This window comes from Streptomyces sp. LUP47B (assembly GCF_001746295.1).
Taxonomy (GTDB): domain Bacteria; phylum Actinomycetota; class Actinomycetes; order Streptomycetales; family Streptomycetaceae; genus Streptomyces.
This window is the reverse complement of the sequence record NZ_MJAH01000024.1, coordinates 64943-89095: the sequence shown is the minus strand read 5'-3', so window position 1 is coordinate 89095 and position 24153 is coordinate 64943. Positions and strand designations below refer to the sequence as shown.

Sequence of the window (24153 nt, the reverse complement as noted above, 5' to 3'; positions counted from 1 at the left end):
AGTAAAGAAGCCAGCGAAAACACCGGCGCCGGAGTACTGTCGTCCGCTAGACCACTTACCTCTGTGGACTAGACCAAAAGAGACGGCGACGGTATACAGAAGGGATCACGATGTGATCCGCATCCGGAGCCGGGAAGGCAGACCATGAGCAGCGACGTCAGCAGTGCGGAGACGGGCGGGGCAGGCGTCCGTACTGCGCGCGTGCCCAAGTACTACCGCCTGAAGAAGCACCTGCTCGACATGACGGAGACCCAGTCGCCCGGCACACCGGTACCGCCCGAGCGCACGCTGGCCGCCGAGTTCGACACCTCCCGCACCACCGTGCGCCAGGCACTCCAGGAGCTGGTGGTCGAGGGCCGGCTCGAGCGCATCCAGGGCAAGGGCACCTTCGTCGCCAAGCCGAAGGTCTCGCAGGCGCTCCAACTCACCTCCTACACCGAGGACATGCGCGCCCAGGGTCTCGAACCCACCTCGCAGCTGCTCGACATCGGCTACATCACCGCCGACGACCGCCTCGCCGAGCTCCTCGACATCACCGCCGGCGGCCGGGTGCTGCGCATCGAGCGCCTGCGCATGGCCAACGCGGAGCCGATGGCCATCGAGACGACCCACCTGTCCGCCAAGCGCTTCCCGGCCCTGCGCAGGTCGCTGGTCAAGTACACGTCCCTCTACACGGCGCTGGCCGAGGTCTACGACGTCCACCTCGCCGAGGCCGAGGAGACCATCGAGACCTCCCTGGCCACCCCCCGCGAGGCGGGCCTGCTCGGCACCGACGTGGGCCTGCCGATGCTGATGCTGTCCCGCCACTCGTCCGACCGGACGGGCGAGCCGGTGGAGTGGGTGCGGTCGGTGTACCGGGGCGACCGGTACAAGTTCGTGGCCCGCCTCAAGAGGCCTGTCGAGTAGTCAGGAAGGAGATCCCCGCCAGGGCTTCCGTTGCTGTTGATGCCGCTGGTGATGCTTCTGTCGATGCTTCACAGAATCGACATACCGATATGCGGACGAGGTCTTCCGCTCACCTGACACCGTGACCTAGATTGCCTGCGCGTTACAGGTGATCGGCCAGGGGACGGAGTCGCGGAATGTCGGACGCACCTGAAGTGAGACCGCCGGTGGTGACACCGGCAAGGGTGGTCATAGCCCTCTGCCTCGTCGCCCCGTTCGTGGCGATGCTGTGGGTCGGCTCGTACGCCAAGGTCGACCCCACGTTCATCGGCATCCCGTTCTTCTACTGGTACCAGATGCTGTGGGTGCTGATCTCCACCGCGCTGACCATGACCGCGTACAAGCTGTGGCAGCGTGACCAGCGGGCCCGCCACGGAGGTACCAAGTGAACGACGGCGTCAACGGCGTGGCACTCGCCGTCTTCATCATCTTCTTCCTGGCCGTCACGGTCATGGGCTTCCTGGCCGCGCGCTGGCGCAAGGCCGACAACGAGCACAGCCTCGACGAATGGGGCCTGGGCGGCCGGTCGTTCGGCACCTGGGTCACCTGGTTCCTGCTCGGCGGTGACCTCTACACGGCGTACACGTTCGTCGCGGTCCCCGCGGCGATCTACGCGGCGGGCGCGGCCGGCTTCTTCGCGGTGCCGTACACCATCCTGGTGTACCCGCTGATCTTCACGTTCCTGCCCCGCCTGTGGTCGGTCTCCCACAAGCACGGATACGTGACGACCTCGGACTTCGTGCGCGGCCGCTTCGGCTCCAAGGGCCTGTCGCTGGCGGTGGCGGTCACCGGCATCCTCGCGACCATGCCGTACATCGCGCTCCAACTGGTCGGTATCCAGGCGGTCCTCGATGTGATGGGCGTCGGCGGCGGCGAGAACACGAACTGGTTCGTCAAGGACCTCCCGCTGCTGATCGCCTTCGGTGTCCTCGCGGCCTACACGTACTCCTCCGGCCTGCGGGCCCCCGCCCTGATCGCGTTCGTGAAGGACACGCTGATCTACATCGTCATCGCGGTGGCGATCATCTACGTCCCGGTCAAGCTGGGCGGGTTCGACGACGTCTTCGGCGCGGCGAGCGAGAAGTACACGGCGGCCAAGGCCGGCGGCCTCGTCCCGCTGGAGGCGGGCCAGTGGACGTACGCCACGCTGGCACTGGGCTCCGCGCTCGCGCTCTTCATGTACCCGCACTCGATCACCGCGACGCTCTCCTCCCGCAGCCGTGAGGTGATCCGCCGCAACACCACGATCCTGCCGCTGTACTCGCTGATGCTGGGCCTGCTCGCGCTGCTCGGTTTCATGGCGATCGCGGCCGGAGTCAAGGTCACCAACCCGCAGTTGGCGATCCCGCAACTGTTCGAGGACATGTTCCCGGACTGGTTCGCGGGCGTGGCCTTCGCGGCGATCGGCATCGGCGCGCTGGTCCCGGCGGCCATCATGTCGATCGCGGCCGCGAACCTGTTCACCCGCAACATCTACAAGGACTTCATCAAGCCGGACGCCACGCCCGCGCAGGAGACCAAGGTCTCCAAGCTGGTGTCCCTGCTGGTGAAGGTGGGTGCGCTGGTCTTCGTCCTCACGATGGACAAGACGGTCGCCATCAACTTCCAGCTGCTCGGCGGCATATGGATCCTGCAGACCTTCCCGGCCCTGGTCGGCGGTCTCTTCACCCGCTGGTTCCACCGCTGGGCTCTGCTCGCCGGCTGGGCGGTCGGCATGGTCTACGGCACGGTCGCCGCGTACGGCGTCGCCTCCCCGACCCAGAAGCACTTCGGCGGTTCGGCGAAGGAGATCCCGGGCATCGGCGAGATCGGCTACATCGGCCTGACCGCTTTCGTGCTCAACGTCGTCGTGACGGTGGTCCTGACCTTCGCCCTGAAGGCGGCCAAGGTCCCCGACGGGGTGGACGAGACCAGCCCGGAGGACTACACGGCGGACGCGGGCGACCCGGGGGTCCAGGTGGAGCTTCCGCCGGCGACCGCGGGTACGAGCCACTAGTCACGGTGTGCACGGGCCGTCGGAGTTCTCCTCCGGCGGCCCGTTGTCGTGTCCGTCGGGCACACTCACCCGCATGGACATCCTGATCCGCCCCGCGGAACCCGCCGACTACGAAGCCCTCGGTGAGATCACCGCCCAGGCCTACCTCCAGGACGGCCTTCTCCTGTTCGGTGAGAGCGACTGGTACCTCGAAGAACTCAAGGACGTGGCCAAGCGGGCGTCCGCCGCGGAGGTCCTGGTGGCCACGGAGAACGGCAACATCCTCGGCGGAGTCACCTTCGTCCCCTCCGGTGGCCCCCTGGCCGACCTCGCCCGCCCCGGAGAGGCCGAGATCCGCATGCTCGCGATGGCGCACGCGGCCCGCGGCAGAGGCGTCGGTCAAGCCCTCGTACAGGCCTGCGTCGACCGCGCGAGCGGCGCGGCCACCGGCGTCGTCCTGTGCACCCAGCCCACGATGCACACCGCCCACCGCATCTACGAACGCCTCGGCTTCACCCGCGCCCCCGAACGCGACTGGCACCCGATACCCGGCGACGACTTCACGCTTCTCGCCTACGAGTTGACGCTCTGAAGTCACCGCGACACAACATATGGGCCTGCTTTCCTCACCCGGCACAAGATGTATGCTCATGCTCGCTGTCGCCGCAGGGGAATCCGGTGTGAATCCGGAACTGTCCCGCAACGGTGTACTCATGCGTGTGTAAGCACATATGAGAGTCAGTCCGAGGACCTGCCGACAGCACGCCCGAGCCATACGGCCCGGGTGTCCTGACGTCCGGGCCTCGTGGAATGGGCCGGTGGGCGCGACGCCGTGTGCGCTCGTGTGCTGCCGCCTGCCCTCCGCAAGGCCCCGTGCCCAGCGAGGGAGAGCCCCACGTGACCATCGCGCCAGCCGACCCGGCCTCAGCGACCACCTTTGTGGACGAGGACGGTCCCGGAACCGCGTTGCTGCGGACCCTGACAGAGCTGACCGCCGACCTGCCCGACGCCGACCCCGGACGGGTCGCCGCCGCCACGCTCCGCGGCCGGTCCGCTCGGGCGGACGTGACGGAGTTGCGCGAGCTGGCCACCGAGGCGGCGGCCGGTCTCATCTCCGAGGACCCGGTGTACAGCAGGCTGGCGGCCCGGCTGCTGACCGTCACCATCGCCGCGGAGGCCGCCTCGCAGGGCGTCACGTCGTTCACCGGATCGGTGGCCGTCGGACACCGCGAGGGTCTCATCGCCGACCGCACCGCCGAGTTCGTGCGGGTCCACGCCGAGCGGCTCGACGCCCTGGTCGACACGGACGCCGACGACCGCTTCGGCTACTTCGGCCTCCGCACCCTCCACAGCCGGTACCTCCTCCGGCACCCCCTCACCCGCAAGGTGATCGAGACGCCCCAGCACTTCCTGCTCCGGGTGGCGTCCGGACTCGCCGAGGACGACACGGTCCGGGCACTGGACGAGGTCGCCGCGCTCTACGCGCTGATGAGCCGCCTCGACTACCTCCCCTCCTCCCCCACCCTCTTCAACTCCGGCACCCGGCACCCCCAGATGTCGTCCTGCTACCTCCTCGACTCCCCGAAGGACGAGCTCGACTCCATCTACGACCGCTACCACCAGGTCGCCAACCTCTCGAAGCACGCGGGCGGCATCGGTCTGTCGTACTCCCGTATCCGCAGCCGCGGTTCGCTGATCCGGGGCACCAACGGGCACTCCAACGGCATCGTCCCGTTCCTCAAGACCCTCGACGCCTCGGTCGCCGCCGTGAACCAGGGCGGCCGGCGCAAGGGTGCGGCCGCCGTCTACCTGGAGACGTGGCACTCCGACATCGAGGAGTTCCTGGAGCTCAGGGACAACACCGGTGAGGACGCCCGCCGTACGCACAACCTGAACCTCGCGCACTGGGTCCCGGACGAGTTCATGCGCCGGGTGAACGCGGACGCCGAGTGGTCCCTCTTCTCCCCCGCCGACGTGCCCGAGCTGGTCGACCTGTGGGGCGAGGAGTTCGACGCCGCGTACCGGAAGGCCGAGGCCGCGGGGCTCGCGAAGAAGACGATCCCCGCGCGTGACCTCTACGGCCGCATGATGCGTACCCTCGCGCAGACCGGCAACGGCTGGATGACCTTCAAGGACGCCGCCAACCGCACGGCCAACCAGACGGCCGTCCCGGGCCATGTCGTCCACTCCTCCAACCTCTGCACGGAGATCCTGGAGGTCACGGACGACGGGGAGACGGCGGTGTGCAACCTGGGGTCCGTGAACCTGGGCGCGTTCGTCGACACGGCGACCGGCGACATCGACTGGGAGCGGCTGGACGCCACCGTCCGCACCGCCGTGACCTTCCTCGACCGGGTCGTCGACATCAACTTCTATCCGACCGAGCAGGCCGGGCGGTCCAACGCCAAGTGGCGTCCCGTGGGGCTCGGCGCGATGGGTCTCCAGGACGTCTTCTTCAAGCTGCGGCTGCCCTTCGACTCCCCGGAGGCGAAGGAACTCTCCACCCGGATCGCCGAGCGCGTCATGCTCGCCGCCTACGAGGCATCCGCCGACCTCGCCGAACGGAGCGGCCCGCTGCCGGCCTGGGAGAAGACCCGTACCGCCCAGGGTGTCCTGCACCCCGACCACTACGGCGTCGAACTCACCTGGCCCGAGCGGTGGGCGGCCCTGCGCGACCGTATCGCCGTCACCGGACTGCGCAACTCGCTACTGCTCGCCATCGCGCCCACCGCCACCATCGCGTCGATCGCCGGTGTGTACGAGTGCATCGAGCCGCAGGTCTCCAACCTGTTCAAGCGCGAGACGCTGTCCGGGGAGTTCCTCCAGGTCAACTCGTATCTGGTGGCCGAGTTGAAGAAGCTCGGCGTCTGGGACGCACGCACCCGTGAGGCGCTGCGCGACTCGAACGGCTCGGTGCAGGGCTTCGCGTGGATCCCCGAGGACGTACGGGCGCTGTACCGCACGGCGTGGGAGATCCCGCAGCGCGGTCTGATCGACATGGCCGCGGCGCGGACCCCGTTCCTCGACCAGTCCCAGTCCCTGAACCTCTTCCTGGAGACGCCGACCATCGGCAAGCTCTCCTCGATGTACGCGTACGCCTGGAAGTCCGGGCTGAAGACGACGTACTACCTGCGCTCGCGCCCGGCGACCCGTATCGCCCGCGCCGCCCGGGCGACGGTCCCCGTCCAGCAGCCGGCCCCCGAAGACGCGGTCGCCTGCTCCCTTGAGAACCCCGAGTCCTGCGAGGCCTGCCAGTAATGTCCAGCAACCAGAACCTGCTCGACCCCGGCTTCGAGCTCACTCTGCGTCCCATGCGCTACCCCGACTTCTACGAGCGCTACCGGGACGCGATCAAGAACACCTGGACCGTCGAGGAGGTCGACCTCCACTCGGACGTGTCCGACCTGGCGAAGCTGTCCGAGGGTGAGCAGCACATGATCGGCCGGCTGGTCGCGTTCTTCGCGACCGGCGACTCGATCGTCGCGAACAACCTGGTGCTGACGCTGTACAAGCACATCAACTCCCCCGAGGCGCGGCTCTACCTGAGCCGGCAGCTCTTCGAGGAGGCCGTCCACGTCCAGTTCTATCTGACGCTCCTGGACACCTACCTCCCCGACCCGGAGGACCGGACCGCGGCCTTCGACGCCGTCGAGAGCATCCCCTCGATCCGCGAGAAGGCCGAGTTCTGCTTCAAGTGGATCAACGAGGTGGAGAAGCTGGACAGTCTGCAGTCCCGGTCCGACCGCCGCCGCTTCCTGCTCAACCTGATCTGCTTCGCCGCGTGCATCGAGGGCCTGTTCTTCTACGGCGCCTTCGCGTACGTCTACTGGTTCCGCAGCCGGGGCCTGCTGCACGGCCTCGCCACCGGCACCAACTGGGTGTTCCGCGACGAGACCATGCACATGTCCTTCGCCTTCGACGTGGTCGACACCGTCCGCAAGGAGGAGCCGGAGCTGTTCGACGACCGGCTCCGGCAGCAGGTCACCGACATGCTGGCGGAGGCCGTGGAGGCGGAGCTGCAGTTCGCGCGTGACCTGTGCGGGGACGGGCTGCCGGGCATGAACACCGAGTCGATGCGGCAGTACCTGGAGTGCGTCGCCGACCAGCGCCTGACACGCCTCGGCTTCGCCCCGGTGTACGGCTCCGAGAACCCCTTCTCCTTCATGGAGCTGCAGGGCGTCCAGGAGCTGACCAACTTCTTCGAGCGGCGTCCGTCCGCCTATCAGGTGGCGGTGGAGGGCACGGTCGATCTGGACGAGGACTTCTAGGCCGGGATCCGGGCAGGTGCGTGGTACGTCCAAGAGGGAAGGAGGCCATTCATGCGCCCGATCCGCAAGACGACCCTCGCCCTCGCGACGCTGACGCTGCTCCTCGCGGGCTGCGGCACCGAAGCCGGGAACGGAAAGGGGGGAGGCGGCGACAGTGTGTCGCCGTCCTCCCCCACCTCCACGCCCACCGCGACGGGGTGTACGACCCGCTCGGAACTCGGCGCCACCGACAGCGGGGACACCGTGTGCCTCGCGGTGGGCGACACGATCCGGATCAGCCTGGACGGGACCAGGAACCGCCCCTGGAAGCCGGTCACCGTCGACGGCAGCGGCCTGGAGGCCACCAACAGCGGCATCGTCCTGCTGCCCGGTGACGCGAGTTCCGCCTACAAGGCGGTCTCGGCGGGACAGGTGCGGCTGAGTTCACAGCGGCCGCTGTGCGCAACCGAGGCCGGCCAGGTCTCGTGCAAGGGGATTCAGGAGTGGCGGGTCACCGTGCTGGTCACCTGAGCTTGACCGCGTCCCCGACCGACACCTTCAGCGAGGTCGTCGTGGTGCCGGGGAAGTACCAGCGCCAGCTGCCCGCCGACGTGGCGGTCACCTTGGTGCTGAGCCGGCCCACGTTGTCCGTCTTCACGGTCTTGACCGTGCTGTAGAGGGCGGCGCCGGCCGCGCGGAACTGGAGCCTGACCGACTGGCCCGGGTAGCCGTGGTACTTCAGGTCCTCCCAGTTGGCCCGGGAGAGCTTGCCCTTGACGGTGAGCTGGGCGCCCTTGGCGACGGGTTCGGGGGTCGCGTCCGTGGTGAGCTGCGCGGCCCGCTTGACCTTGTACTCGGCGATGTGGTCCGAGATCCAGTAGTCGCCGTCGTTGGCCTTGACGGTGGCGTTGACCTGCCAGACACCGGCGACCCTGTTGCTGTCGATGTCGTCGCTCGCAGCGATCCAGCCGGGGTCTACCGTCATCGTGCCCGTGCACACGGAGGTCGTCGAACTCTTCTTCACGCAGGAAGAGTCGCCGTTCCATTCGATGAAGCCGTAGCCGTTGGATCTGTTGAACGTGCTGAGATCGGTGATCTTCTTGACGCCCGAATCGTCCTTGATGGTGATCGCGATCGGGTACTTGATGGTCTTCGCGGTACCGATGATCACGTTGCCGCCCTTGTTCACGACGGTCTTGGTGACCCTGATGTCACCCTCGCCCTCGGCATGGGCGCCGGTGGCCGTGAGCAGGGTCAGGGCTGCCGCCCCGCCTGCCACGGCCCACAGTCTGTGTCTCATGGTCCTCCCCTGTTGGTGATCCAGGAGAGATTAGACCGTTCGGGTCGCCCCGTGGCTGGTCCGGTACTCGTGCGCCTTCCTGATCTGCCGGTCGACGCGCTTGTCGTGCACGATCCCGATCACCGACGGGAGGACCAGCAGGACGAAGATGGCGAAAACAGTCAGCATGGCGATCAGTCCTTCTGTCTGCGCTGAAGTCATGTCACTACTGTCGCGCCGCAGACTCCTGACAAACAGTGGCAGGACTGCCGCACACCCTCGATTTACTGCCACCCTTGAGGCACACTGGCAGCATGCTGGAGAACGTGGCCGCCGTCGTCCTGGACGGTGTGAACCCCTTCGAACTCGGAGTTGTCTGCGAGGTCTTCGGGACCGACCGCAGCGACGACGGACTGCCGGTGTACGACTTCGCGGTCGCCTCGGCCGAGGGCCCGACGCTGACCGCGCGGGCGGGTTTCGCCGTACAGGTCGAACACGGTCTGGAGCGGCTGGAGTCGGCCGACCTGATCGCCGTGCCGGCCTGCGCCCGCTACGAGACGCGGGACTTCCCGCCCGAGCTGCTCGATGCCCTGCGCAGCGCGGTCGACCGCGGGGCCCGGGTGCTCAGCGTGTGCTCCGGCGTCTTCGTGCTGGCCGCGGCCGGACTGCTCGACGGCCGGCGCTGCGCTGTGCACTGGCACCACGCGGAGGAGCTCGCGCTCGCGTATCCGCGGCTGACGGTCGAGCCGGACGTCCTGTACGTCGACGAGGACCCGGTGATCACCTCCGCGGGCACCGCCGCCGGTATCGACGCCTGTCTGCACATCGTGCGCAAGGAGCAGGGCCCCGAGGTCGCCAACAAGATCGCCCGGCGCATGGTCGTACCGCCGCACCGGGACGGCGGACAGGCGCAGTACATCGAGCGGCCGCTGCCCCGGTCGAAGTGCGACACCGTCGGCGAGGTGCTCGTGTGGATGGAGCGGCACCTCGACGAGGAGGTCACCGTGGAGCAGCTCGCCGAGCGCGCGCACATGTCCCCGCGCACGTTCGCCCGCCGCTTCCAGCAGGAGACCGGTACGACTCCCTACCGCTGGATCCTGCGCCAGCGGGTGCTGCTGGCCCAGCGGTTGCTGGAGGCGACGGACGAGACGGTGGACGCGATCGCGGGGCACGCGGGGTTCGGCACCGCGGCCGCGCTGCGTCATCAGTTCCTGCGCGCGGTGGGCACCACCCCGAACGCCTACCGGCGCACCTTCCAGGGCCCGGAGGCGGCCGCCTGACCTACGTCCTCGGCACGGGTTTCAGCAGCAGCCCGGCCGGCTTCAGCGTGATGCCCACCCGTGGCGTGTCGTCGGATCCGGGCACCTGCTCGAAGCGGTACTTCCGGGCCAGCGCCGCCGCGATCAGCGTCAGCTGGGCCATCGAGAAGTGGTCGCTCGGGCACTTGCGGTTGCCCGTGCTGAACGGGCTCATGGCGTGTTTCGGCACGGCCCCGGCCCGCTCGGGACTCCAGCGCAGGGGATCGAACTCCTGGCTGTCGTCGTACGACTTCGGATCGCGCTGGATCGCGTACGGGCTGTACACGATGTCGGCCCCGGCTGGAATGCGACAGCCACCGAGTTCCGTGTCCCGCACCGCCCGACGCGTCAATATCCATACGGCGGGCCGTAAACGCATGACCTCGACCACCAGATAGTTCGTGTACGTGAGCGCCCGGACGTCCTCGAATGCCACGGGACGTCCGCCGGTGACCGATTCGACTTCCGCGCACACCTTGTCCGCGTGTTCCGGGTGTGCGGCAAGAGCCTGGAGCAACCACATGACCGTGGCGGCGACGGTTTCGCTGCCGGGGGTGAGTATCGCGACGACCTGGTCGTGGACCTCCTGTTCCCCGATGGGCTCGCCATTCCCGTCCTTCGCCGCCAGCAATGCCGTCAGCAAATCGTCCGGCTTTTGACCGGATGCCCTGCGCTCGGCGACGATCTCGTCGACGAGGAGATGCAAATCGGCCAGCGCTCGATTGAATTTTCGGTTGGCCGGCAGGGGCAGCCGGTACAGCGGCCCCGCGGGTATCACCATCCGCCGGTACATGCCCCGGAAGACGGTGGCGAGCGCGACGCACAGCCGTTCGGCGCGCTCGTCCATGAAGTCCCCGCGCAGCAGACAGCGGGCCGCGACGCGCACGGCGACCCGGAAGGCCTCGGAGGTGCAGTCCACGGTCTCACCGGGCCGCCAGCGCTCGGCGAGCGCATGCGCCTCCTCCTCCATGATCGGCCCGTACGCCGGGATGGCGTCGAGCCGGAAGGCGGGCTGGATGACGCGCCGCTGCCGCCGGTGCTGGGGGCCGTTCGCGGTGGCCACGCCCTCCTTGCCGACCAGTCCCTCCAGGGACTCCCACAGCGGCCCGGCGATGATGAAGTCCGGGTTGAGCGCCACCGCTCCGGTCAGTTCCGGGGTGGTGGGCGCGTACACCGTCTTGGGGCCGAGCCTGAGGCGTACGACGTCGCCGTGCCGCCGGAGCCCGGACATGAAGCTCAGCGGATCGCGGACCATGCGCCAGCCGTGGCCGAGGAGGGGGACGCGTCCGCCGGCGAACGGCGGCTCACGCAACTCGGCAGTCACAGTGGGCTCGGGTTTCACGGATTCGACGGTCATTTCTCACCTGCCGCTTCGTTGTTGACGTACGGGGGCGTGGACCGGTCGTCCCAGCTGTCGACCATGTAACGGCCGGACTCGTGGTGGAACCAGTAGACGGTGCTGAACCAGTTGCGCATATTGCGGACGCAGGTCCTGACGGCGGCGCTCAGTTCTTTTCCCCGCGCGGTGCCGTCGTCGAGACCGTCGGCGAAACGGAGGGCGTCGGCCTCGGCGACGAGGAATGCGTCCACGCATTTCCCGAGCAGCCGCCGCATTTCCCGGATCGCCTCTTCCAGAGTCAGCCCCTCGTGTTTGATGAGACTGATACCGAGATTGTGGACCTCGTCTCCCGCGATTTCCTTGGGCAGCGAACAGAGGTCGTTGTACCAGGCGGCGAATTCCTGGCTCAGCAGCGCCGCCCGCCGGTACGCCGGGTGTTCCCTTATCACGTCCGGGAGTTCACGTCCCGCACACGGCTCCAGCAGATCCGTCCAGATCCAGTGTGCGAAGGTGAGGCGGCGCAGTGCCAGATATTCGCCGACCGGGGGAATGATTCCCCTGGTGCGATTGCGGAATTCCCGGTCGTAGGCCTCGATCACATCGTGGAAGTGCCCGGCGAACCTGGTGTTCCACGTCCGCGGCAGGAACGAGTACAGCCGCACCACGCTGTCGGCGAAGGCGGCGACCAGCGGATCCTCGTGGTGCAGATGATCCCGTGGGGAGTCGAGCGCCGCATGCAAGCGGAACCTCAGCCGCCGCCACGCGCGCGGACGGCGGTGGACGATGTCGCGGTCGTGCCGGTCGTCCCAGGCGAAGAACCACGCGCTGAAGTCCGCTATCGCCTGGAGGACCGCGTCGGGGGCGCCGAGGTAGTACCCCGCCATGAGGTCCGTGTAGCACAGTCCGTCGGCATATTCCGCCACCTTGTCCGCCGGCATGAGCCGTTTTTCCCGAAGCCAGGTACGGGTGTTCTCCTGGAGCCTGGGCCAATACGGATGCAGTTGCCTGGGAAACGCTGCCTCGATCACCGGGAGAGAGAGCGACGGTGGAACCGCGATCGCCGTCGGCGTCGATGTGGTGCTGTGTGGGAAAGCAGGCACGAACAAACCCCTTCCAGCCGCCAGTTGACGCACGCCCCTGCCGCTGAACCGGGCGTGCGCCGTTGCGTATCCCCGCTCTTCCCATTCAGCACCACAACTGAGCATTCTGGGAACGGATTTGCTTCATTCACTACCCCGTGGTGTCGGGATTCTCCCCATGTGTGACTCGAATCGGATCACTATGTGAGCACATCCGATCGAATGTGCGACGCACATGCGAACGGCGCCTGTTCGGGGAGTGCTTCCTGAACAGACGCCGTGCGGGCGGGAGTTGTGGGACGTCAGTCGTTCGCGACCACGGCGTAGCGGGGCTCGTTCTCGGCCATCTGCCGCAGCGCGTCCTTGCGTTCGCGCTTGGAGAGGCGGTCGATGTAGAGGTAGCCGTACAGATGGTCGGTCTCGTGCTGCAGGCACCGGGCGAAGTAGCCGGTGCCGCGGACCTTGACCGGGTTGCCCTTCTCGTCCTGCCCGGTGACCTCGGCGTAGTCGGGGCGGGCGAGCGGCGCGTACGCGGTGGGCACCGACAGACAGCCCTCGTTGCTGTCGTCCAGGCGGCGCTTGTCCGCGGGCAGGTCCACGAGCTTCGGGTTGCAGACGACACCCACGTGCCGCCGGCCCTCGTCGTCCTGGCAGTCGTACACGAAGACCTTCAGGTCGACGCCGATCTGGTTGGCGGCGAGGCCGACGCCCTCGGCGGTCCGCTGGCTGGCGAACATGTCCGCGACCAGCTGGTCGAGCTCCTCACCGAACTCGGTGACGTCCCTGCACTCCTTGTGCAGCACGGGGTTCCCGACGACGGTGATGGGCCGCGAGGTGCCGCGCTCACGCCAGGCGTTCTCCCGCTCCTCGGTGTCCTCGGTGTCGATGACGAACCCCTCGTCGTCGACGGGGAGCACGCCCGCGTGCTGCTGATCGGTGTCCTGCTGGGCCATGACCTACGGATCGCCTTCCTGCACAAACAAAGAACAAAGAGGGTGTGACGCTGATACAGGGTACGGCGAACGGTCAGCAGACCTCTTCCAGATCCCGCCAGTCACGGGAATCCGGACTGTCCGCGACCCATCCGTCCAACAATCCCCGGACCAGCGAGGCCGGCGCGGCCACCCCACACTCCCGCTCCGGCACCCACAGCTGACCGTCCGTGCGGTGCCCCAGCGGCCCCGGGTGTCCCGGTTCGCTGTGGTCATGGGGGTCCAGGTGCTCCCCGTCGCCCTCGTCCGACGGCATCCGCGACTCGGAGCACATCCGGCACAGCAGCCGCACCGACGACGACCAGTCCTCCGCCGCGAACCCGGCGTCCGCCGCGAGCTGCTCCAGCGCGTCCCGGTCCGCCTCGGTGGCCGCCTCCAGGAGAACCACCCAGGTGGGGACGGGTGAGGGGGCCCACAGCTCGATCTCGTCGAAGACGGGATACGCATGCCCGGACGCCGTTGTCCGCTCGCCGTGCGGCACCCCGTCGTGCAGCACGACCTCGCCCCACCGCCGCCCGGAGGACGGCAGCGGAATGGACAGCACCTCGATACGGGCCGGGTCGAGCCGCCGCCCCCAGACCACCTCGGCCTCCCCCTCGGGAGACAGCCGTACGGCCGCGCTGCCGAGGTCCATGCCGAGCGGCTCACCGGCCGCGGTCGCCCCACCGGGCACCCGCAGCCCGTACGCCTGCCAGGCCCGCCGCGCCAGCGACCAGTCCTGGAGCGCGGTCGCGGCGATACCGACGTTCCACCAGTCGGGCGCCCCGGTCTCCCGGTCGAGCAGCGCCACGGCCCTGAGGCCGGCGGCCCGTGCCTGCTCCCAGTCGTGCCGGAACTTGTGCAGCAGGGCGAGGTTGAACCAGGACTCCGACAGCCACGGCTCCAGGTCCGCGGCACGTGTCAGCAGCGCGCCCGCGTCCTCGTAGCGGCCGTCGCCGATCAGCGTGAACGCGCGGTCCGTGGCCTGCCGCCAGGAGGCGGAGGGCCGGTGCCGTCCCTTGCCGAAGATCCTCACGATTCCCGCCTGCCAGTTCCGTCGAGTGGGCTGGCTGTGCCCCCGGACACCCTCTCTCTCGCATCCAACCACGTGTGCTTGGAAGGGCGCTCATTACCCATGGGTTACCCCGTCACGGGGGAGGTCAGACAGTCTCTCGACAGCACCCTGGCCAGCGCCTCCACGACCTCCGGAGCGTAGTCCCCCGCGGTGCCCAGGCGCAGCTCCTCGAGCGCGGTCAGTGGACCGCCGGGTCCGGCGTCCCGCGCCTTCTCCTCGTACGCGTTCACGGCCCGCACGATCCGCGCGGCCAGCGGCTGCTCCCCGCAGGGGTCGGCCTGCCGCTCCACGACCACGGCGACGGCCGCGTCCACCCCGGTCTGCCGTACGACGGCCCCGCCGAGGAGCGCGATACGGCGCTGTTCGACGAGGGGCAGGCCCGCGGTGGCGCCCGCGGCCACCGGGTCGACGAGGCTCAGCTGGCCGATGTCGTGCATCAGTGCGGCGTACTCCAGGACGGTGAGCTCGGGCCGGGACAGTCCCAGGTCGCGCCCGACCTCCCGGCTGAGCGCCGCGACCCTGCGGGCGTGCCCGGCGGGCGTGTATCCGGCTATCTCGGTGGCACGGGCGAGGGAGGCGATGGTCTGCCGGTAGGTGGAGCGGACGGCGGCGTACCGGCGGACGGAGAGCTGGGTGAGCAGCAGCGGCACCGAGAAGACGGGCAGCGCCCACAGTCCCGCGACGGCGACCGCGAGGGCCATCACGGCCCCGGTGGCCACGACGGCGGACCCGATGCCGAGCAGGGTCCGCAGCTCGTCCCTGAGCAGCGGGCCGAAGGGCCAGCGGGTGCGGGAGTGCGCCAGGGCGGCCGCGAGCACGGCGTCGCACAGCGCGGTGAGCGAGAGCAGGGCGAGCAGGAGCAGGGCGTACGCGGGACCGCTCCACTGTGCGAAGGTCCCCTGGTTGTACAGGGGTTGGAAGCACACGGCGGCGAATCCGACGGTCAGGACGCGGCGGGCGAGCTGGTCGGCGGTGGGGCCCTGTCCGCGTCCGACGTGCGGCACGCTGCCGACGAGCGAGGCGGCGACGACGACGGTGACCACCTGGGCGGCGCCGTGCTGCGTGGGCGTACCGGCGTTCTCGCCGAGCAGGGCGTACGACAGCGCCCCGGCGGCACCGAGGGGCGCGGCCTCCCTGACATGGGGACCGCTGCGCCGGTTGAGCTCACCGGCCGCGATCAGCACCCCGAAGGTGAGGGCGGTGCCGCGCTCCTCGAGACCGGTCCAGAGGACGAAGGCGAGCGAGCCGGTGGCGAGGAGGGCGGCGGAGGTGTGGACCAGGGTGAAGAGCGGCGGTACCCGGCAGGAGGTCTGCGGTGCGCTGCGGGCGCTCACCGGTGTACCCCCGGCCGCCCCGTGACGGTCGGGCGAGGACGCGGCACCCCGGGCTCGTCGGCCGTGACCGCCGGATGCCAGCCGTGCCGGGAAAGGGCGCGGACGAGGGCCGTCACCATCCGTGGGTCGAACTGGCTGCCCGCGCACCGCTCCAGCTCCTCCAGCGCGGCGCCGACGGGCCGGGCCCGCCGGTAGGAGCGCGTGGACGTCATGGCGTCGAAGGCGTCGGCGACGGCCACCACCCGCGCGGACTCCGGGATCTGACCCCCTGTCAGTCCGTACGGGTACCCGCTTCCGTCCAGCCGCTCGTGGTGGTGCAGCACGGCGGCCCGGGCCTCCCCGAGGAAGGAGATGCCCCGGACCATCTCGTGCCCGTACTCGGGGTGCAGCTCGATGATCCGCCGCTCCTGCGGGGTCAGCGGCCCGTCCTTCCTGAGCAGCCGCGTCGGCACCCCGAGCTTTCCCACGTCGTGCAGGATCCCGGCGAACCGCAGCACCTCGATCCGGGCGTCCTCCATGCCCAGCTCCCGCGCGATCATCATCGACGCCTGCCCGACCCGCTCGCTGTGCCCGCGCGTGTACTCGTCCTTGATGTCGACGGCCTGCACCAGCGCCCGGATGGTGGCCTGGTGGGCGGCGCGCTCCCGGTGGTACTGCGCGAACACCCAGCACGACACACACATCGGCAGCAGCACGAGCAACGCGGCGACGGGACCGTAGGGACTGCGCCACAGGACGGCCATCATGAGCCCGGCCAGCCCGTGTACGGCGACGGGGGCCAGGGAGCGCAGAAACAGGCCGCGCCAGGCCCGCCGTACGGGAATCGTCCCCCACTGCCCGAAGGGCGTGGGAGGTGCCCCCACGGCGAGCGCCAGAATCCCCCCGTCCAGCAGGCTCAGCACCAGGCAGAAGACGAGCACCGCGAGTCCGGCCGGGACCAGCGCGTACGGGAAGTCGGAGGCCGCGACCGCGTCCCGGCCGCCCGTCGCCCCGTGCACCCGTGCGGCCGCCCACGCACCCAGCGTGAGCTGCGCGGCCCGCCAGACACGGCGGAGTCCCCGCGGGCGCTGCTCGACCGGGGACAGCAGCGCCCCCGGCAGCGCCACGAGGGCGGCGGCCGGGGGCGGCAGCAGAAAGGCGCCGGCGAGCAGGACCGGATAGAAGGTGCCGGCGAACCGCCAGCGGGCGGCGGCCCGCTCACATCCGGCAGCGACCGCGGCGAGCAGCGCGACCTCCCACCAGGGGGTGCGTACGGCCGACAACGGCAGCAGACACAGCAGTGCGGCTACGGCGACACAGGCGACGTACACACGCGCGCGAGCCGGTACCGCCTCCATCTCGCCCCTCCAGCCCAAGTCCGCACAGCTGCGAGGAGCCTAGGGCGGCGAGGGGAGGCGGTGTGGGCTGATCACCCGCCGATTAGCACGTTCGAGTGAACGGCGACCGGACTGCTCAGGACTCCTGCGGTGTCACCGGCGAGGCCGTCACGTCGTGATCGGGCACGGCCTGTCCTGAGCGGATCAGGTCGAGCCGCCCCAGCACCTTGGAGCGCAGGTCGGTCGGCACGTCGTCATGGCCGCAGCACCGCTTGACGAGCTTCTTCACGGCCTCTTCGAGACCGTACTTCTCCAGGCACGGAGAGCACTCGTTGAAGTGCTGCTTGAACTTGACGCGATCGACGTCCGGCATCTCACTGTCGAGGAACTCGTAGAGATGATCGAGTACCTCACTGCAGTCCGTCTCGTGCGGCTCTCCGCAGCTCATGAGCCCGAGCCTTTCGCTTCGTTCGACTCTCCGGCACCGGCCGGGACGAGCCCGCGCTCACGGGCGTAGTCCTCGAGCATGCCGCGCAGTTGGCGGCGGCCCCGGTGCAGTCGGGACATCACCGTTCCGATGGGTGTCCCCATGATGTCCGCGATCTCCTTGTACGCAAAGCCCTCTACGTCAGCGAGGTAGACGGCGATGCGGAATTCCTCGGGGATCGCCTGGAGCGCTTCCTTCACGTCCGAGTCGGGCAGGTGGTCGAGCGCCTGCGACTCGGCGGAGCGCAGACCGGTCGACATGTGCGACTCGGCGCGGGCGAGCTGCCAGTCCTCGATCTCCTCGGCCGCGGAGCGCTGGGGTTCGCGCTGCTTCTTGCGGTACGAGTTGATGAAGGTGTTGGTGAGGATCCGGTACAGCCACGCCTTGAGGTTGGTCCCCTCACGGAACTGGTGGAAGGACGCGTACGCCTTGGCATACGTCTCCTGCACCAGGTCCTCGGCGTCGGCCGGGTTGCGCGTCATACGCAGAGCGGCCGAGTACATCTGGTCGAGGAATTCGAGCGCGTCCCGCTCGAAGCGCGCGGTGCGCTCCGCGGTCGACTCCGTGCTCGCGCCCTGGCCCTCGGGCTGCTCCGCCTGGCCGTTGTCGGTCCCTGCGTCGATCCCAGTGACCGGACCCACCTCCTCAAGATTCCGGGCAGCATCGAAACCGATGCCACCGGAATTGGAGGATAGACGACTACCCGTCCCGGCCGCCCCTCGAATGGGCGTGGTCTTGGCCGCATGCAGCACCGTCCAGTCCAGGTCAGCGCGACTGGTGCGCCTCGGGCAGAAGGTCGAACCCATGCGGCGGACTTCCTCTCCTACGACGGTCTGCGCTGCTCTTCAGCGCTTCTGTCCGCCTCAACAGAGGTCCGCGGCTCAGCATTCCCGGGCTTTCACCCCAGTGACCCGAGCCACTTCACGACCGCGTCCGTGACCACCGTCACGGCCTCCTCCTGAGTGATCCGCGCCCGCTTCGGCACGACGAAGCCATGATCGCCGCCGGGCACCTCGACCAGTTCGAAGGATCCGTCAGGGAACTCCTCCGGCTTCCCGAACGGGTCGTTGCCGCCCTGTACGACCAAGGTGGGCACTCCGGATCCGAGCAGTTCCCCGGCGCGGGACTTCTCCGGCCTGCCGGGCGGGTGCAGCGGGAAGCTCAGGGCGAGGACGGCGGCGGCGCCCAGCTCCACGGCCGTACGGCAGGCGACCCGGGCCCCGGCACTGCGCCCGCCGGAGATCACCGGCAGGCCGGGCCCCACGAGCGCGGGCCAGACGCCCCGCCATCCCGCGTCCAGCGTCTTCGGCGCGGGCGCGACCTTCTTGCCGGCCACCCGCCAGGGCTGCTCGACCAGAGCGACGCTCACGCCCTGGCCGGGGAGCACCCGGGCGAGCGCCTGGAGGTCCCGTGCCTCGATGCCGCCGCCGGCGCCATGGCTCACGGCCAGCACGAGCCGCGCCGTTCGCGCCGGGTGCCAGGTGATGCGGGCGTCCCCCGCCTCGGTGCTGATGATCTCGGTCTTCACACCAGAAGGCTAGAAGAGGGTGCCCTCTTCCGGCCCCTCCAGTTCCTTGAGCAGCTCCGGCCCGTTGTTGCGGACGTTGCTGACGGCCGTGCTCACCGGATAGGCCCACATCAGCCCCTCGGGCGGCGGTGCGAGCAGGCCGCGCAGGTCGTCGAGGTCGGTGTGGGACGGGTCGAGCCAGGTGTCCCAGCGGTCCGGGGTCAGCATCAGCGGCATCCGGGGGTGGATGTCGACGAGCGAGCGCGGGCCGTCGGCCGGGGAGACCGCCAGCGGGCCCGTCTCCGCCTCGGTGGTGATCACGGAGCAGGTCGTCCACCAGGCCTGCGGATGGTCGTCGGGCAGGGTCTTGTCGCGCCAGAACTCGTAGAGTCCGGCCATCGCGAACACCGAACCGTCGGCGGGCAGCACGAAGTAGGGCTGCTTGCGCGGCCGCTTCTTCTTCCCCTCGACCTCCAGTTCCCGCTCGCCGGAGCCGGTGACCCACTCGTAGTAGCCGTCGGCCGGGATGATGCAGCGGCGGGTGGCGAAGGCCCTCTTGTACGACGGCTTCTCGTGCACGGTCTCGGCGCGCGCGTTGATCATCCGGGCAGCGCCCTCGGGGGTCTTGGACCAGCTCGGCACCAGCCCCCACTTCAGCTTCCGCAGCTGCCGAACCGGGCGCGGGTCCTCGACGTCCTTGAGAGGACGGTCCAGGACGGCGTAAACCTCCTTGGTCGGGGCCACGTTGTAGTCGGGCTCCAGGGTTTCCTCGGGTTCCCACATCTCGATCTCAAAGATTCCTGCGAGATCCTCGGGCCTACGACTCGCTGCATACCGTCCGCACATACGTGCCACACTGCCAGACTCCGTACGAGGAGAGGGAGCCACCGGGAAACATGGACAGCACCGCATCGACCGCGCTGCCCGACCTCTGGGACCGCCTCGTCGGCCTGCAGCCCGACCCCGACCTGTGGGTGGTTCTGGCCACCATGGTGGCGGCACTCGCCATAGTTGTCCCGCATACGCTGTGGCGGCTCTCGCGCAACGCCATCACCATCGCCCACGAAGGCGGCCACGGTCTGGTCGCCCTGCTCACGGGACGTCAGCTCACCGGCATACGCCTGCACTCCGACACCAGCGGACTGACGGTCAGCCGGGGCAAGCCGCACGGGATCGGCATGATCCTCACGGCGGCGGCCGGATACACCGCTCCCCCGCTGCTCGGCCTCGGCGGCGCCGCCCTGCTGGCCGCCGGCCGGATCACCCTGCTGCTGTGGGTGGCGACGACCCTGCTGGTGGTGATGCTGGTGATGATCCGCAACGCGTACGGGGCGCTGACGGTGGTGCTCACGGGCGGCACCTTCGTGGTGGTGTCCTGGCTCGCCGGCCCCCAGGTGCAGGCCGCGTTCGCGTACGCCGTGGTGTGGTTCCTGCTGCTCGGCGGGGTGCGTCCGGCCTTCGAACTCCAGGCGAAGCGAGCCCGGGGCGGTACGGGTGATTCGGACGCGGACCAGTTGTCCCGCCTGACGCACGTACCGGCGGGGCTGTGGCTGTTCCTGTTCCACGCGGTGAGCCTGTGCTCCTTGATAGGCGGCGGAAGGTGGTTGCTGGAGGTGTGACCAGCCGGCTCGGAGGTGCGGGGCCGGCTCCGCCGCGGGCGCGACCAGCCTCGATGGCGCGGCCCCGACGGACGACCCCCCACTAAAGTGGACCCCATGGCCTCGAACCCCGCAGACACCGCCCTCTGGCCCGCCCCCCACGCGAGCGCAGCCGTCGACGCGACGGTCCACGTGCCGGGGTCGAAGTCGGTCACCAACCGAGCCCTCGTACTGGCCGCCCTCGCCTCCGAGCCCGGCTGGCTGCGCCGCCCGCTGCGTTCCCGGGACACCCTGCTGATGGCGGGCGCCCTGCGGGCGATGGGCGTGGCGATCGAGGAGGGTGTGGGCCCGGACGGCTCGGGCGAGGCCTGGCGGGTGCTTCCGACGGGCCTCGCCGGCCCGGCCACGGTCGATGTCGGCAACGCCGGCACGGTGATGCGCTTCCTGCCACCGGTCGCCGCGCTCGCCGACGGCCCGATCCACTTCGACGGTGACCCGAGGTCGTACGAACGCCCCTTGCACGGTGTGATCGACGCCCTGCGTGTCCTCGGCGCCCGGATCGACGACGACGGCCGCGGCGCGCTGCCGCTCACGGTGCACGGCGGGGGCGCCCTGGACGGCGGCCCGGTCGAGATCGACGCGTCCTCGTCGTCCCAGTTCGTGTCGGCGCTTCTGCTGTCCGGGCCGCGCTTCAACCAGGGCGTCGAGGTCCGCCACGTCGGCTCCGCCCTGCCGTCGATGCCGCACATCCGGATGACCGTGGACATGCTGCGCGCGGTGGGCGCCCAGGTGGACACCCCGGAGTCGGGCGGCGAGCCGAACGTCTGGCGGGTCACGCCGGGTGCCCTGCTGGGCCGGGACCTCACCGTCGAGCCCGACCTCTCCAACGCCCAGCCGTTCCTGGCGGCGGCACTGGTGACCGGCGGCAAGGTCGTCGTACCGGACTGGCCGCACCACACCACCCAGCCCGGTGACCGGCTGCGCGAGATCTTCACCGAGATGGGCGGTTCCTGCGAACTCACCGAGTACGGCCTGGTGTTCACCGGTTCGGGTGCGATCCACGGCATCGATGTCGACCTCGGCGAGGTCGGCGAGCTGACCCCCGGCATCGCGGCCGTGGCGGCCCTCGCGGACTCCCCCTCCAGCCTGCGCGGGGTCGCCCATCTGCGCCTGCACGAGACGGACCGGCTGGCCGCGCTCACCAAGGAGATCAACGAACTCGGCGGTGACGTCACCGAGACGGCCGACGGTCTGCACATCCGCCCGCGCCGGCTGCACGGCGGGATCTTCCACACCTACGAGGACCACCGCATGGCCACGGCCGGCGCCATCATCGGCCTCGCGGTCGAGGGCGTACAGATCGAGAACGTCGCGACGACGGCCAAGACCCTGCCGGACTTCCCCGACATGTGGAGCGGGATGCTCGGGAGCGAGAAGGCGTAGGGGACTCACGCCATGCGCCGCTACGGCAAGCACACCGACGAGGACGACATCCGCAGCCGCCCGAACCGCAAGGGCAACCGTCCGCGTACGAACATCCGCCCCAAGCACGAGGAAGCGGTCGAGGGCATGGTCCTCACCGTCGACCGGGGCCGTCTGACCTGTCTGGTCGACAACAGGGTCGTCATGGCGATGAAGGCCCGCGAACTGGGCCGCAAGGCCGCGGTCGTCGGCGACCGGGTGGCCATCGTCGGCGACCTCTCCGGCGAGAAGGACACCCTGGCCCGCATCGTCCGCATCGCGCCGCGCACCTCGGTCCTGCGCCGCACGGCGGACGACGACGACCCGTACGAGCGCGTGGTCGTCGCCAACGCCGACCAGCTCGCCATCGTCACGGCCCTCGCCGACCCGGAACCCCGCCCCCGTCTGATCGACCGCTGCCTGGTGGCCGCCTTCGACGGTGGCCTGACCCCCCTCCTGGTCCTGACGAAGTCGGACCTGGCCCAGCCCGACAAGCTGCTGGAGCTGTACGGCCACCTGGACATCCCGTACGTCGTCACCAGCCGCGAGGAGCTGGAGAACGGCGGCGCGGCGGACGTGGTGCGCGAGCATCTCGACGGCAAGATCACGGCCTTCGTCGGTCACTCGGGTGTGGGCAAGACGACACTGGTCAACACGCTGGTCCCGGTGGAGCAGCGCCGGGTGACGGGTCATGTGAACGCGGTGACCGGCCGCGGCCGCCACACCACGACCTCGGCGCTGGCGCTTCCCCTCGCGGGCGACGCCGGCTGGGTGATCGACACCCCGGGCGTACGGTCGTTCGGCCTCCATCACGTGGATCCCTCGCGCGTGATCCTCGCGTTTCCCGACCTGGTACCGGGAACCGAGGGCTGTCCGCGCGCGTGCAGTCATGATGAGCCGGACTGCGCGCTGGACGCGTGGGTGGCCGAGGGGCACGCCGATCCGGCCCGGCTGTACTCCCTGCGGCGGCTGCTCTCGACACGGGAACGGACCGAAGGGGACTGACCTCCGCGGTGTTTGGCTGTACGCGAGTTCGGTAAGTGCATAATCGCACCGAGCCGGACATACGGGAGGACAGCACATGGCGTGGCTGCTGGTGGTGGTGGCCGGGTTGCTCGAGACCGGTTTCGCCGTGTGTCTGAAGCTCTCTCACGGTTTCACCCGACTGTGGCCGACGGTGGCGTTCTGCATCTTCGCCCTCGGCAGCTTCGGCCTGCTGACCCTGTCCCTGCGGAAGCTGGACGTCGGCCCCGCGTACGCGGTGTGGACCGGCATCGGCGCGGCGGGCACCGCGATCTACGGAATGATCTTCTTCGACGACCTCGTCTCGACACTGAAGATCGTCTCGATCAGCCTGGTGATCATCGGCGTGATCGGTCTCCAGCTGTCGGGGTCCTCGCACTAGGGCCTGTCCGGCGGATCAGGCCGACTTCAAGCAACGGTGCCTGATCAGCGCAGGTGAGCGGGGTCATGGGGGTCCCTCCTCTGGGGGAGTGCGTGCCGGGCCCCGCGACGTCGGCATGATCCGCCGGACAGGCCCTGGGGCCCATCACACCGGCTGCCGGTGCAGCGCGCTGCGGACCAGGTCGCCGACTCCGCCCTCACCCGGCGGGGCCGCCACGCAGGACAGGGCGAGCCGGACGGCCAGTTCGCAGGAGCGGGTGAGGTCGGGGACGTCCGACTTGTGCACTCCGGGTCCGCAGAGGACGGAGACGGCACGGTCGCGCACCAGTGCCACGAAGTCGCCGGGCGACGGCAGCGCTCCGTCGGCCCGGCGCTGCGCCGGCACCGCGGAGGAGGACGGCACCGCGGAGAGCGTCGGCGAGGGCAGCCGCTCACTCCAGCAGCCGGTGAGCATGGCCCGTACCAGCGCGTTCTCCCGGGCGGAGACGGTGGTCCACTCGGCGGTCGCGGTCAGTCGCTCCCGGACGTCGCCGTGCGTGCTGAGCGCCCGGTCGACGCCGACGAGATACCCGTCGGCCTCTCGTCTGACCAGCGCCCGGGCCAGCCCTTCCTTGCTCCCGAACTCGTTGTACAACGTCTGCCGGGACACTCCGGCCATCGCCGCGACGTCCACCATCCGCACGGCGGACCATGGCCGACGCGCCAACGCCGTGTAAGCGGCGTCCAGCAGCGATTCCCGCGCAGCAGGCATCAGCGCCTCCCAGGGAGCAAGCAGCTCTGCGCCCAGATTTGACGCGCACGGGAGCACTGTCAAGGGTTCGCGGGGACACGAAGGGGC

The 24153-nt window shown here is 69.6% G+C and carries 25 protein-coding genes and 1 riboswitch; of the genes, 12 read left to right on the top strand and 13 right to left on the bottom strand.

The window, feature by feature from the left end; all coding sequences use genetic code 11:
- Positions 1 to 144 precede the first annotated feature (144 nt).
- From BFN33_RS44420 to BFN33_RS44390, 7 genes are all read left to right on the top strand, one after another.
- Positions 145 to 906, top strand: a complete 762-nt coding sequence (locus BFN33_RS44420; RefSeq protein WP_069765913.1) for a GntR family transcriptional regulator — start codon at positions 145 to 147, stop codon at positions 904 to 906.
- A 176-nt stretch (positions 907 to 1082) separates the two neighbouring features.
- A complete protein-coding gene (locus BFN33_RS44415; protein ID WP_079141343.1) occupies positions 1083 to 1334 on the top strand; it encodes a DUF3311 domain-containing protein in 252 nt (83 codons plus the stop codon).
- Complete coding sequence (gene mctP, locus BFN33_RS44410; RefSeq protein WP_069765911.1) at positions 1331 to 2941, top strand: monocarboxylate uptake permease MctP; 1611 nt, start codon at positions 1331 to 1333, stop codon at positions 2939 to 2941. The genes BFN33_RS44415 and mctP overlap by 4 nt, the downstream gene beginning before the upstream one ends.
- A gap of 73 nt (positions 2942 to 3014) precedes the next feature.
- On the top strand, positions 3015 to 3512 hold the full coding sequence (locus BFN33_RS44405; protein ID WP_069765955.1) for a GNAT family N-acetyltransferase: 498 nt from the start codon (positions 3015 to 3017) through the stop codon (positions 3510 to 3512).
- A 22-nt stretch (positions 3513 to 3534) separates the two neighbouring features.
- Positions 3535 to 3694, top strand: a riboswitch (cobalamin riboswitch).
- 123 nt (positions 3695 to 3817) lie between these two features.
- The gene (locus BFN33_RS44400; RefSeq protein ID WP_069765910.1) at positions 3818 to 6178 is read left to right on the top strand and encodes a ribonucleoside-diphosphate reductase subunit alpha; all 2361 of its coding nucleotides are present in this window, start codon (positions 3818 to 3820) and stop codon (positions 6176 to 6178) included.
- Entirely contained in the window at positions 6178 to 7188 is a 1011-nt protein-coding gene (locus tag BFN33_RS44395; protein ID WP_069765909.1) for a ribonucleotide-diphosphate reductase subunit beta, read from the top strand. Before BFN33_RS44400 ends, BFN33_RS44395 begins: the two co-directional genes overlap by 1 nt.
- Positions 7189 to 7239: 51 nt before the next feature.
- Positions 7240 to 7698, top strand: a complete 459-nt coding sequence (locus BFN33_RS44390) for a hypothetical protein (RefSeq protein WP_176742624.1) — start codon at positions 7240 to 7242, stop codon at positions 7696 to 7698.
- On the opposite strand, the gene BFN33_RS44385 is transcribed toward BFN33_RS44390, so the two are convergent.
- Positions 7691 to 8467 (bottom strand): hypothetical protein, encoded by a 777-nt coding sequence (locus BFN33_RS44385; RefSeq protein ID WP_256123042.1) that lies wholly within the window; start codon positions 8465 to 8467, stop codon positions 7691 to 7693. The two genes, BFN33_RS44390 and BFN33_RS44385, sit on opposite strands and share 8 nt — an antisense overlap.
- Positions 8468 to 8497: 30 nt before the next feature.
- Positions 8498 to 8668 (bottom strand): hypothetical protein, encoded by a 171-nt coding sequence (locus BFN33_RS53505; protein WP_176742622.1) that lies wholly within the window; start codon positions 8666 to 8668, stop codon positions 8498 to 8500.
- Positions 8669 to 8760: 92 nt separating this feature from the next.
- Between BFN33_RS53505 and BFN33_RS44380 the strand changes: the two genes are divergently transcribed.
- Positions 8761 to 9726: a GlxA family transcriptional regulator gene (locus BFN33_RS44380; RefSeq protein WP_069765907.1), complete on the top strand. Its 966-nt coding sequence runs from the start codon at positions 8761 to 8763 to the stop codon at positions 9724 to 9726.
- A gap of 1 nt (position 9727) precedes the next feature.
- On the opposite strand, the gene BFN33_RS44375 is transcribed toward BFN33_RS44380, so the two are convergent.
- The 10 genes from BFN33_RS44375 to BFN33_RS44330 all read right to left on the bottom strand — a co-directional run bounded on the left by BFN33_RS44375 (position 9728) and on the right by BFN33_RS44330 (position 19698).
- Positions 9728 to 11101, bottom strand: coding sequence for a cytochrome P450 (locus BFN33_RS44375; RefSeq protein WP_069765906.1), 1374 nt, complete (start codon positions 11099 to 11101; stop codon positions 9728 to 9730).
- A complete protein-coding gene (gene cyc1 / locus BFN33_RS44370) occupies positions 11098 to 12183 on the bottom strand; it encodes an epi-isozizaene synthase (protein ID WP_088245520.1) in 1086 nt (361 codons plus the stop codon). Before cyc1 ends, BFN33_RS44375 begins: the two co-directional genes overlap by 4 nt.
- A 281-nt stretch (positions 12184 to 12464) precedes the next feature.
- Positions 12465 to 13115, bottom strand: coding sequence for a peptide deformylase (gene def / locus BFN33_RS44365; protein ID WP_069765904.1), 651 nt, complete (start codon positions 13113 to 13115; stop codon positions 12465 to 12467).
- A 73-nt stretch (positions 13116 to 13188) separates the two neighbouring features.
- Positions 13189 to 14169 (bottom strand): hypothetical protein, encoded by a 981-nt coding sequence (locus BFN33_RS44360; RefSeq protein WP_069765903.1) that lies wholly within the window; start codon positions 14167 to 14169, stop codon positions 13189 to 13191.
- Between the two features lie 104 nt (positions 14170 to 14273).
- Positions 14274 to 15542, bottom strand: coding sequence for an HD-GYP domain-containing protein (locus BFN33_RS44355; protein WP_069765902.1), 1269 nt, complete (start codon positions 15540 to 15542; stop codon positions 14274 to 14276).
- Positions 15539 to 16879: an HD-GYP domain-containing protein gene (locus tag BFN33_RS44350; protein WP_069765901.1), complete on the bottom strand. Its 1341-nt coding sequence runs from the start codon at positions 16877 to 16879 to the stop codon at positions 15539 to 15541. The genes BFN33_RS44355 and BFN33_RS44350 overlap by 4 nt, the downstream gene beginning before the upstream one ends.
- Before the next feature lie 115 nt (positions 16880 to 16994).
- Entirely contained in the window at positions 16995 to 17306 is a 312-nt protein-coding gene (rsrA, locus tag BFN33_RS44345) for a mycothiol system anti-sigma-R factor (protein WP_069765900.1), read from the bottom strand.
- On the bottom strand, positions 17303 to 17986 hold the full coding sequence (sigR, locus tag BFN33_RS44340; protein ID WP_007384596.1) for an RNA polymerase sigma factor SigR: 684 nt from the start codon (positions 17984 to 17986) through the stop codon (positions 17303 to 17305). Before sigR ends, rsrA begins: the two co-directional genes overlap by 4 nt.
- Before the next feature lie 257 nt (positions 17987 to 18243).
- Positions 18244 to 18873, bottom strand: a complete 630-nt coding sequence (locus BFN33_RS44335) for an alpha/beta family hydrolase (protein WP_069765899.1) — start codon at positions 18871 to 18873, stop codon at positions 18244 to 18246.
- A 9-nt stretch (positions 18874 to 18882) separates the two neighbouring features.
- On the bottom strand, positions 18883 to 19698 hold the full coding sequence (locus tag BFN33_RS44330) for an SOS response-associated peptidase (RefSeq protein ID WP_069765898.1): 816 nt from the start codon (positions 19696 to 19698) through the stop codon (positions 18883 to 18885).
- 50 nt (positions 19699 to 19748) lie between these two features.
- Between BFN33_RS44330 and BFN33_RS44325 the strand changes: the two genes are divergently transcribed.
- The 4 genes from BFN33_RS44325 (at position 19749) to BFN33_RS44310 (ending at position 23316) form a co-directional block, all read left to right on the top strand.
- Positions 19749 to 20471: a M50 family metallopeptidase gene (locus tag BFN33_RS44325; protein WP_069765897.1), complete on the top strand. Its 723-nt coding sequence runs from the start codon at positions 19749 to 19751 to the stop codon at positions 20469 to 20471.
- A gap of 96 nt (positions 20472 to 20567) precedes the next feature.
- Positions 20568 to 21893 carry a 3-phosphoshikimate 1-carboxyvinyltransferase gene (gene aroA, locus BFN33_RS44320; protein ID WP_069765896.1) on the top strand — a complete coding sequence of 442 codons (1326 nt, stop codon included), beginning with the start codon at positions 20568 to 20570 and terminating at the stop codon, positions 21891 to 21893.
- 12 nt (positions 21894 to 21905) lie between these two features.
- Positions 21906 to 22916: a ribosome small subunit-dependent GTPase A gene (gene rsgA / locus BFN33_RS44315; RefSeq protein ID WP_069765895.1), complete on the top strand. Its 1011-nt coding sequence runs from the start codon at positions 21906 to 21908 to the stop codon at positions 22914 to 22916.
- A gap of 76 nt (positions 22917 to 22992) precedes the next feature.
- Complete coding sequence (locus BFN33_RS44310; protein WP_069765894.1) at positions 22993 to 23316, top strand: multidrug efflux SMR transporter; 324 nt, start codon at positions 22993 to 22995, stop codon at positions 23314 to 23316.
- 144 nt (positions 23317 to 23460) lie between these two features.
- Here BFN33_RS44310 and BFN33_RS44305 read toward each other — a convergent pair whose 3' ends face one another.
- Entirely contained in the window at positions 23461 to 24066 is a 606-nt protein-coding gene (locus BFN33_RS44305) for a TetR/AcrR family transcriptional regulator (RefSeq protein WP_069765893.1), read from the bottom strand.
- Between the last annotated feature and the right edge of the window lie 87 nt (positions 24067 to 24153).